This window comes from Zarconia navalis LEGE 11467 (genome assembly GCF_015207075.1).
In the GTDB taxonomy this organism is placed as follows: Bacteria; Cyanobacteriota; Cyanobacteriia; order Cyanobacteriales; family Geitlerinemataceae; genus Zarconia; species Zarconia navalis.
In genome coordinates this window covers 1-9,783 of record NZ_JADEXN010000149.1, presented here as the reverse complement: position 1 = coordinate 9,783, position 9,783 = coordinate 1, and the positions used below count along the sequence as shown (strand labels likewise).

Below are 9,783 nucleotides of genomic sequence, written 5' to 3'. Positions count from 1 at the left end.
CTTAGACTTGGCTGCTGGCGAGTCGGCTCCCGTGGCTTTGACTGCTCCTGCTATCAACGGCTAATTTAGAGACTCTCTAGATTAGGCTTTGAGAATAAGGTCTAAAGTTTAAAAAGCGCCCTCCCCGTTTCGGGGAGGGCGCTTTTTATTGGGCGCGCGCTCCCTCTTACGAATTTATAGCTAAGCGCATTGCAGGCGCGGACAATAAAGATTAAGGTTGAGTCTTCGTAATATCGGGTAGGGGTCAAGCGCGCAGCCATGCCGAAGGCTATACGGCCGTTGACCCCTACAGTATCTATTGTCCAAAATTGAATGTCCTAAACCCTTTGCGCGCAGCTATACTTTGGCAGCGGCGACACCACCGTTCTCGGAAAACCCATCACCTCAACCCACCAACTCCGCAACCGAGTAAACTATCGGTGCGATCGCCAGTGCGGGCAAGAAAGAAGCCACCCGAATTTGAGTCACTTCGAGCAAGTTCAACCCCGTGCCGATAATCGTCAATCCCCCTACCCCCGTGGCGAGTAAAATACCGGGGTTATTAGCTGGGTCTGCCAGCATCCCGGCGAAGGCCCCCGCCCCCAGGGAAATACCTCCCTGATACAGGGCAATAATTATCGTCGAAAATCCCACGCCGATGCCGTAACTGCCAGCCAGGGCAATCGAGACAATACCATCCATGGTGGCTTTGACGTTCAGCAGCGCCGCATCCCCTGTCAGACCGTTATTAAGGCTGCCGATTAAGGTCATCGGCCCGACGCAAAACAGGACGCTAGACGCAACAAATCCTTCTGTAAACCGTCCCTGACCGCGAAAGCGCTTTTTGAGGCGATCGCCAACAGTCGTCAATCTTTCTTCCAACTGCCACCATTCTCCCAAAATCCCCCCAGCGATCGTCGCCAGCAGCCCTAAGATCGCGCCATTTGCCCGTCCGGCTTCTATCTCGACGAGGCGATCGGCCATGCCCAAACCCAGCCACAGTGTCAGCAAGCCGATGCCTTGGGTAATAATTCGCTGCATTTTTCTCGGCAGGCGGTGTTTGAGAACTAAACCCAGAGTCGTCCCGACGAGAACCGTCAGAATATTGACCCAGGTTCCACTTGTTTTCGCCCAGAAATCTAGCGTCATCTAATTTTGGCGGCACCCGCCTTCGTCTTTAGCCATCCTGACTATACCGGTGAAGGGGCAGAACCGGCGTAGAGAAAGTGTTGTTCGAGAGGATGTCCCGGTGGCAGTACGGGATGGTTGAAGGTGCCGACGAACTCCAAACCGATGCGCTCCATCACCCGGCGCGATCGCCGGTTTGCCGGTACGGTAAAGGAAACGACTTGGGGTAACTGAAGTTGGGTAAATCCATAATTGAGTACGGAAGCGGCCCCTTCGGTGGCATATCCGTTGCCCCAATAGTCGAATGCCAACCGCCAGCCAATTTCCACACAGGGGGTGAAGGATGCCTCGAAGCGCGGTACGGATAAGCCGATAAATCCGATAAAGGTTTGGGTGGAGGCGAGTTCGACAGCAAACCAACCAAATCCGCGATCGCGAAAATCATTTTCGATGCGATCGACCAGATCGTTGTTTTCATCGGCCGATAACAGTCCGGGCATATATTCCATCACCCGAGGATCGGCATTGAGTTGGGCAAACGGCGCGCGATCGCTTTCTTGCCATCGCCTTAAAATCAGCCGGGATGTTTGGATTTTATCCACATCGATCCTCCGAATAGTTGAATGGATTGAGTTCTATAGCGCAACGCACGCTCGTGTATTTACACTTTTAACGAAATAAGCATTTTCCATTCCCCGTGTCCTACCCTTGTCCGAAACTTCTTATCCCGAACTGACCTTAGATAGACTGGGGTTTTCGCACCATTGGCACGATCGCGGCAGCGGGACCGAACTCGATGGTGCCTGTCGCCTCAAACCCATGCCGCGCGTACAGTGCTGCACTCTGCGGACTCGAAGCCTCTAGATACGCGAGTTTCTGTTCGCGATCGCAGGTTGCCAGTCCGTGGCGCAAGAGTGCAGAACCATATCCCCGACTCTGATGGATTGGATCGGTGCCGAGTATCGATAAATACCAATGAGGTTCTTGGGGATGATAGTCGCTCATTTGCCCAACTCTGTCAAAAAGTATCTCTCGATTGCTCGCAGGGACGGAGTTTCCGAGCAGTGCCACCAGCGCTTCTTCATCAACTCCAATACCGGGGGGAAACCAAAGTGCTGTCGCCCGAAATTCATCAATGCAGTACGCAGTACCCGAATCGAAAGCCCGATCGCCGAAAATTTTGACGAACTGAGGAAAGTGTTCGAGATACTTGTCAGAAGTGGGGTAAATCCAGCGCGCGATGGGATCGCGACTAAATGTGAGGACGAGCTGGCCAATGCATTGCTCTGCTTGGGTATGAGTTACCGTCCGAATTTCTGGAGTCATCACGATCGCACCTCAAATTTGGAATAGACCACTATTATGCCAAGAATATTTATATGTCTGCGGGATGTCTGCGGGGCGGATATCGAACGGTGGTGACAGTTCGCGATCGGAGTAAGATGTTTGCCCGAACGATCGAAACGTTCTCATTTCCGATTGACGAAGTACCACTCTATCTCTAAGACTTTAAGCTTCGATCGAACTCGAATCTTTGTCTAATTTCGTCCCACAGCGTTTACAAAAAATTGCATCGGCATCGTGACTCGACCAACCGCAACTCGAACAGGTGTTTTGGATATAATTTGCAGTTTTCAGCAGTTGCTCGATCAGTTCTTTCAACTGCCAAGGAACGATCGCCACTCCAGTAATAATCATCAGCAACGTCAAGCACCGTCCCATTTCCGATAGTGGTGTTACATCTCCAAACCCAACGGTGGTCATCGTCACCACGGAGAAATAAAAGGCATCGAGAAAGTTACGAAATAACTCGGGATTTTGGGGATGCTCCACTTGATACATTAATCCCGAATATATAAAAACAATTGTGAATAGAGTGAATAAAATTTTGGATAAAATTAGACCGTCTTCAGTGGTAATTCTAAAAATAGAAAATTCTAGCTCTAAAAAGCGAATTAAACGCAAGATTCTGAACCAACGAAAAATTCTAATAAATAATGTATTTCCCAATCCAAAAATAAATGGCAAAACAACAAATAAATCGATAAGAGCGTTAAAACTAAAAAAGAACTTAATAGGATTTTCGGCAACTCCCAAGCGAATTAAATATTCGATCGAGAACAAAATCACGATTGCCAAATCTAACCGCTTGAGCTGAATTAAAATTTCATCTGGTAGTGTATAGGTTTGAGCTACAAAACCCAACGCAGATATCAAAATCAAACCCAGAATTGTTAAAGAAATCGTGCGACCCACTGGGGTTTCGATATCTTCTAGATAAAACGCAATATCTTTGCGGGTTAGCATGGGCTAAAAAAGACAAAAGCTCGATGAGTGCTGCTAGTCGTTCACCACAAAAATGATGATGGGTCATTTTGTCTGGAGAATCCCGCGCCTGGTTCTCCAGACCGAACGGGGTAGGTAAAGGGGCGCTATCCCAACGCGATCGCGCATCATTGCGGTGGAGTACTAGTTTGCCATAGAAACGCAGCGGGTACTGCGTTCTATCCTACAAATTCAGCTCAATGACCGGTGGGCGATCGAGCAATACTAGCGCCCAAACGCCTCAACATCGCGGGCAGAGGGTTGAGCGGCGATCGCTCCCGGTTTAGTCGCCGTCAGCGCCCCCACCGCACAGGCATAGGTAACCGTTCGCTCGATCGTGGCGGCATCAGATAATCCCTTATAACCGTTGCGACAAAGTTGATGGAGCAACCCAGCGACAAATCCATCCCCCGCCCCCGTGGTATCTTCAACTCGGACGGGAAATGCATCGACCCGACCGGCAAAATCGTTCAAATAGTAGGAACAACCCTGCTCTCCCAAGGTGACGAGAACGCCCTCCACATCGTTGAGGCGAAGGGCGATCGTCTCGGCATCCGTCGTCGAGAAAAGCCATTGGGCTTCCTCTTGGGAGAGTTTGACAAAATCCACCCGGCTCATCATTTGCCAGATGGTGCGTTCTCCTTCGGCGCGATCGTTCCAGAACACCGGTCGCCAATTCACGTCTAGAAAAATTTTAGTATAGTAGCGATCGGCCAGTTCCAGAGCGCGCTCGATCGCCCTGCGGGTTTTGGGATACGCCATCTCCAAGGTTCCCAAAACCAAAAACTCTGCTTCGGCAAACAACGCCTCAGGCAACTCCTCTGCCTGCAAGCGGGTATCGGCAAACTTATCCGTGGGTAAATCCCCAAACCCGGCAAAAATACGATCGCCATCGTTCGAGCGCAACACGTACACCTGCCGCGTTGGTGCCGTGGGATGGCGCTGTACCCCTGTTATATCCACACCAACCTTAAGCAACAGATCCACCAACTCATCTCCAGGTCGATCGTTCCCGATACAACCCACAAACCCAGCCGACGTGCCTAACTTCACCAAACCACAAGCCACATTTGCCGGAGCACCACCGGGATAGGGAGTCCAGGACTCAACTCGTTCGATCGGTTCTCCTGCTCGATCTGCGAGGCAGTCGAACAAAATTTCACCCAGACAAAGAACGCGAGGATCGGTCATATTAATTGTCAATCTGCAATTTTGATTTTGAATTGTAAATTGAATACTCGATTTGTCTTTGCCAAGTCAAGGCTTTTGATTCCCCTTCCCTCCAAAGCTGGGGTAATCTGCGACCTTACCGGAGTTCGTTTTTCGACCTCACAAAGTTGCGAATCGAGCGTGTCGGGTGAAAACACGCTAGGATCGATCGCAAGTGTTCTCTCCTAAGTACCATCACTCATCATGTTCTTCGACGAGTTACAACCTATTTTCCAAGAATTGACCCGAGAACCCATTGCCTTCCTGGGTGGATTCTTTTCTGGAACGTTCCAGCTCAATCTTGGAGAAGATCCGGTCAAAAGCTGGCTCGACGAACAAGCCGGTTCGTCGTCGTCATCCTCGACCTCTTCAGGTTCTCCAAATTTGAATAACGGTCGCAGCAACGGACCGCAGACGATTTCGATCGACTAAACCCGCGCGCGGCAAATCTTTCGACAACCCGATAAACGACCCACCCCAAACATGAATTTGGGGTGGGTTACACGATCTTATCCGTTAACCAACCGAGAGACTGACTTTCAAAGTGCGTACCCGTGTGGGTATAGCAGTCGCCACGACGGTTAGGACAGTCCAATCTCACACAAGTATCTCTCTTCCCCAGCATTCCCTTGCGTAGGCGGCTGACGCGGGGTCCGATCGCAGCTCACCTTCACCAGTGTTTTAATTCATGTGGCGGTTGCTATATCTGTGGGAATCAGTGGTTTAAATCCAAGTCCCGGCTCTATGGGAAGCGGTATTGTACCGTTGGTGACATCGGGTGCTTTGCATACATTGGGTTGAATGTAGTCCCACAGGTAGAAGCCGTGTGCGTCGTTATTGCTCGGTAGCGTGGCAGCACAGTGAACGGCAACGGTAATCCCAACAAGGGTTTCCAGACTTGCTGTCATCACGCAATTGAGTCCCTCAGTGGCAGCATATGAAGCGATCTCGCGCGTTCGATCGGGCCCTCCCAATATCTGCGACTTGAGGATGAGACGATCGACTGCTTGGGCATTTAGAATGGCTTCGAGTTCAGTTTTTGTATTTCCCCAGCGATCGGCCGCGATCGGGATTATCTTGCGGAGTTCTCGCAGACGATCGAGGTTCTTTTGGATGGGGATCGGTTCTTCGATGTACTCGATCGGAAATGGTTGAAACTTTTTGAAGGTGGCAGTGCAGTCGCTATCTTCCCAGGCTCCATTAGGATCGAGTCGAAGTCGAAGTGTAGGAAATGTTTTGGAAACAGCGGCAACTCGCTCGAAGTCGGCATTGATATCGCGAGAACATTTTATCTTCACAACGTCGATTCCTTTTTCAAGTAAACCGGCCACTCGTTCGATCGCTTTTTCTGGGTTAACAGCTTCGAGATAACCGTTAATTTTGACGCTTCTAAAGCACCTCGAACTTGACATAAAATCTGCCAGAGGCAAGTTTTTCTCGGCAGCGCGGGCGGTCAGAACGGCACTGATGAGACCATTTCGATATCGGGAGTTCGGGGAGCGTTCGTCTAGTTTTTCTACGAATGTGGGATCGAAGGGATCGAGACCCATCGTCAATCCCATCAGCTCCTCGATGACTTTTTCGGGAGAAAAATCAACATGAGGGGCCGGAGCTATTTCACCCCATCCGATCGGTTTTCCCGACTCTCTTGCCACCGCGACAATTACGCCGTACTTGGTTACGTGGCTTCCCCACGCCCACTGATAAGGACGAGCTAATTTGAGTTTGAGAGGATAAAAAGTAAACATCGATTATTTTATTTTGAGGCGATCGCGCGTATAACTTGGAGCCGATCGTTGACTCCCCCGGTCAGGTCAATTCAAGAATAATCTCATTTAACATCGAGCAATTGGGGACGATCGCTCCTCGATGCAGCATATGAATTTTTGTCAGATTTTTTCAACTATACTAACCCCATAAAGTCAGAGTGTATTTATCGGTATTGATGATGAAAATTCAAATTTCGCGAATCGGCGATCGCATCGTAACCAAAGCCCTGCTGGGAATTCTCGTCAGTATTGGGTTTTTCGCAACCCCTGCCACTGCCCAAGTGGACGAAGCGCAACTCGATGCTTTTGTAGAAGCCTTGCGGTTAGCTGCACCCCCAGATAGTCCCGATGATGGGATGTATAGCGATTGGCAAGTTTTACCCGGAACCCTCACTGGCTGGAGCGAGCAATGTCTCGGGGAATCCGTTACCCCCGAAGAGTTTGAAGCCGATGCCGAAATTGCCCGTCGTGTTGTGAGTTGTATCGCCGGGTGGCAGCTAGAAGAGCAATTCAGCGCTGTGGGTAACGATGATGCCGCCGTTCGCCGTGCCGCCTGCTGGTGGATGACCGGTGAAGCCACCGGATGCGACAATGGTTTCACTGCCGATTACGTGGAGAGCGTATCGGGGTTTTATCAGGAACAACTCAATTCCCAGGAACAATAAAAGAAATAATAAATAGGGCAAACAAGATACTCTCCTGAGAATATCCCATGGCTTTTATATCCCAAGGATTTCACGAAGCCATGGGTGAATTCCCGACAAATCGATCGTCACCTCATCTTCCGAGACGATATGTGGATTTATCCCGAAGACACGCGAGAATACCTGCAAAATGTTGAAGGATATATGCACGACAAGGATGATTTGATTAAAGATACGGACAAGAAAGCCGCTGCATAGCGCAAATGGTCAATTCAGGGGTAACATAGCGATTGTGAATCAGTCGCGTCTCTTGCTCTCTCCAGAACCTCGCGCGATCGTTTTGCTCGCGTTTGATTGACGATCCCTTTGAAATTTCTAGAGCCATCCAATTAGAGCTAATTCGGTTCAGCCTCGATCGACCTTGAGCGATCGTCCCGAATAGTGTAGAAATGTATACAATCTTCAATCTCTGTAAAAAACGCTTGGATTAAATGCAAACATACGCCCCTCCTTCTTCTCGATCGCCTTTTCCTGCCGCCCGACAGCCCTTGAGAGTCCTCGCATTAGGCGATAGTCTAGTCTACGGGTTTGGCGATCCCGAACGCGGCGGGTGGGTGGAACAACTGCGACGGAGGTGGATGTCGCCAGACAGTGGCGGTCACGTTCTCTACAATCTCGGTATTCGGGGCGATCGCACCCAACAAGTGGCTCAACGACTCGAAGTGGAATTTCACCATCGAGGCGAACTGAGAAATCGCGTCCCCGATTTGATGATTCTTTCTGTAGGAACTAACGATTCCCCTCGTTTGGGACGACCCAACGGACGAAACTATACCGATTTTGACGAATTTAAGACTGGGATCGATTCCCTGCTCGATCGTGCCGGCCAACTTTGCCCGATCCTGTTTGTAGGGATGGTTCCCGTCAATGAAGTAAAAATGCCCTTTTGGGATTGCTTTTACTACACCCACGCCGACCAATATCGCTACAAAGAAGCTACCCGAAAAGCCTGTAAGCAACGGCAGATTCCCTATCTCGATTTATTCGATCGATGGATGGAACGCGGTCAAGCGTGGCGATCGCGGCGATTGACTTCCGACGGCTTGCATCCCAATACATCCGGCTATCAATCCCTGCTCGAAGATGTACTAAGTTGGGAAGCACTGTCAGTTTATACCCGATCGACCAACCCATTTAATCCACTTCACTAGTCGTCCACCACATCGATCTCGGTAGATAGGCGTAGCGTCCCTGTGCCTACTCCGTTTGCTTAGAGTAACCGGGCGCGAGATTATCCCTACAAAATGACCCGTCATTATTTCTGTGGTGGATTCTAGGTTCGCAATTTCGCTAACCAGAACGGATGCTGCTGAAATGCGATCGGGGTCGATCGTGCAACGTAACAACTTTAAACTGACCCCACAACAAAAACGCGTAACTGCGGCAAAATAATACAGTAGGTCAAAACTGTGGCGGCCATGGGTAAGCAAAAAAAGACGAAGCTCAAATGGATTAAAGAAACCCTCGATCTCGACAAAGACCACAATTGGAAATCAGAACCGGGCAATCGGATCTTTGTCGCCGGACGGGGTGCTTTGCGCTTCGACGTTCCCCACAATTGGCACTTTCACCCCAAAGAGAACTCGTTCGAGTTTCTCGACAACAAGCCGCCAGACGATGAGATTCGTCTCGAAGCCTCTTTTAATTTACTGCCGCCAGCAGATTGGGCGGAATTTCCCCTCGCCCCCCTGTTACGTAAAATTCTCAAAGACGAAGAACGTGATGTCACCGATTTCGGCAAAATCGAGCATTTCAAGCGACAAACTGCCCGGTTCGTTTGGACGCAAATTGAATTTATCGATCCGGTAGAAGATCGTCCGGCTTATTCGAGAATTGCGATCGGTTTGGGTTCTGGGGTTCAGTGTTTAATTACGATGGATTATTGGGTTGAAGATAGCGAAATTGCGGTTCCAGTTTGGGATACGGCGATGAACTCCGTCGTTCTGGGTTTGTTCATCCGCGATCCGCGTAAGGGTTTTGCCTTTCCGGATTAGGTTGGTTGGGGAAAGGGCGAACGAGTGTCTATCGAAAATCAAGAATTTAATCTGATTCCATATTCGGAGAATGCCATCGTCGATCTTCGGAAAATCCGAGATTACTGTTTGAACTCAGAACATCCTACAGGAAAATATAAAGCGCGACTCTTCGTCTCAATTCTGGGAATGACTGCTGAAAATGCAGAAGATTTGCGTCGAGTTCTCCTAGAGCTTGTAAAAACTCATGAAGTTAAATTAGGACGATGCGATGAATTCGGACAGCGATATACATTAGATTTTGGTCTGGAATAGAATGGTAAAAGTGCCTTAATTCGCAGTGGATGGATTATCGAACATCAATCTCAAATTCCCAAGTTAACAACCTGTTATCCTCTTCAAAATCAGGAGATTAAATAATGACAATAAATATGCCTCAGTTATTTGATGTTGTTGCTTTAATTATCGATCTTCCAGAGTTCAGCCTCTGGCGCGGACAAGTGGGTACGATCGTCGAAGTGTTAGCGGGCGGTGCTGCTTTTGAAGTTGAATTTAGCGACCGCGATGGACAAGTTTATGAATCTGTAGGGGTACGACCGACTCAAATGATGGTACTTCGTTTTGAACCCGTATCTCCCAACTTTACACCGGCAATGGTTTCAGTGTAGAGACGATCGCACAGTCTATCTATATTTG

13 protein-coding genes are annotated in these 9,783 nt (G+C 49.3%); 7 read left to right on the top strand and 6 right to left on the bottom strand.

Features of this window, described 5'->3' with window-relative positions; translation table 11 throughout:
* Positions 1 to 384: 384 nt before the first annotated feature.
* From IQ235_RS09950 to IQ235_RS09930, 5 genes are all read right to left on the bottom strand, one after another.
* Positions 385 to 1,128 carry a DUF554 domain-containing protein gene (locus tag IQ235_RS09950; RefSeq protein ID WP_264321317.1) on the bottom strand — a complete coding sequence of 248 codons (744 nt, stop codon included), beginning with the start codon at positions 1,126 to 1,128 and terminating at the stop codon, positions 385 to 387.
* Between the two features lie 41 nt (positions 1,129 to 1,169).
* The gene (locus IQ235_RS09945; RefSeq protein ID WP_264321316.1) at positions 1,170 to 1,709 is read right to left on the bottom strand and encodes a GNAT family N-acetyltransferase; all 540 of its coding nucleotides are present in this window, start codon (positions 1,707 to 1,709) and stop codon (positions 1,170 to 1,172) included.
* Between the two features lie 136 nt (positions 1,710 to 1,845).
* Complete coding sequence (locus IQ235_RS09940) at positions 1,846 to 2,433, bottom strand: GNAT family N-acetyltransferase (RefSeq protein ID WP_264321318.1); 588 nt, start codon at positions 2,431 to 2,433, stop codon at positions 1,846 to 1,848.
* Between the two features lie 183 nt (positions 2,434 to 2,616).
* On the bottom strand, positions 2,617 to 3,414 hold the full coding sequence (locus tag IQ235_RS09935; protein WP_264321315.1) for an ion transporter: 798 nt from the start codon (positions 3,412 to 3,414) through the stop codon (positions 2,617 to 2,619).
* A gap of 243 nt (positions 3,415 to 3,657) precedes the next feature.
* Positions 3,658 to 4,623, bottom strand: coding sequence for a carbohydrate kinase family protein (locus IQ235_RS09930; RefSeq protein WP_264321314.1), 966 nt, complete (start codon positions 4,621 to 4,623; stop codon positions 3,658 to 3,660).
* A gap of 222 nt (positions 4,624 to 4,845) precedes the next feature.
* Here IQ235_RS09930 and IQ235_RS09925 point away from each other — a divergent pair, with 222 nt between their 5' ends.
* On the top strand, positions 4,846 to 5,073 hold the full coding sequence (locus IQ235_RS09925) for a ssl0294 family protein (RefSeq protein WP_264321313.1): 228 nt from the start codon (positions 4,846 to 4,848) through the stop codon (positions 5,071 to 5,073).
* A gap of 254 nt (positions 5,074 to 5,327) precedes the next feature.
* On the opposite strand, the gene IQ235_RS09920 is transcribed toward IQ235_RS09925, so the two are convergent.
* Entirely contained in the window at positions 5,328 to 6,389 is a 1,062-nt protein-coding gene (locus tag IQ235_RS09920; RefSeq protein WP_264321312.1) for a mandelate racemase/muconate lactonizing enzyme family protein, read from the bottom strand.
* Between the two features lie 200 nt (positions 6,390 to 6,589).
* Here IQ235_RS09920 and IQ235_RS09915 point away from each other — a divergent pair, with 200 nt between their 5' ends.
* The 6 genes from IQ235_RS09915 to IQ235_RS09890 all read left to right on the top strand — a co-directional run bounded on the left by IQ235_RS09915 (position 6,590) and on the right by IQ235_RS09890 (position 9,755).
* Positions 6,590 to 7,075, top strand: a complete 486-nt coding sequence (locus IQ235_RS09915) for a hypothetical protein (RefSeq protein WP_264321311.1) — start codon at positions 6,590 to 6,592, stop codon at positions 7,073 to 7,075.
* 84 nt (positions 7,076 to 7,159) lie between these two features.
* Positions 7,160 to 7,312, top strand: a complete 153-nt coding sequence (locus tag IQ235_RS09910; RefSeq protein ID WP_264321310.1) for a GrpB family protein — start codon at positions 7,160 to 7,162, stop codon at positions 7,310 to 7,312.
* 233 nt (positions 7,313 to 7,545) lie between these two features.
* Entirely contained in the window at positions 7,546 to 8,265 is a 720-nt protein-coding gene (locus IQ235_RS09905) for a GDSL-type esterase/lipase family protein (RefSeq protein WP_264321309.1), read from the top strand.
* Between the two features lie 267 nt (positions 8,266 to 8,532).
* The gene (locus tag IQ235_RS09900; RefSeq protein WP_264321308.1) at positions 8,533 to 9,108 is read left to right on the top strand and encodes an Alr1449 family protein; all 576 of its coding nucleotides are present in this window, start codon (positions 8,533 to 8,535) and stop codon (positions 9,106 to 9,108) included.
* A 24-nt stretch (positions 9,109 to 9,132) separates the two neighbouring features.
* Complete coding sequence (locus tag IQ235_RS09895) at positions 9,133 to 9,402, top strand: DUF6883 domain-containing protein (RefSeq protein WP_264321307.1); 270 nt, start codon at positions 9,133 to 9,135, stop codon at positions 9,400 to 9,402.
* A gap of 104 nt (positions 9,403 to 9,506) precedes the next feature.
* Positions 9,507 to 9,755, top strand: a complete 249-nt coding sequence (locus IQ235_RS09890; RefSeq protein ID WP_264321306.1) for a DUF4926 domain-containing protein — start codon at positions 9,507 to 9,509, stop codon at positions 9,753 to 9,755.
* The last annotated feature ends 28 nt before the right edge of the window (positions 9,756 to 9,783 follow it).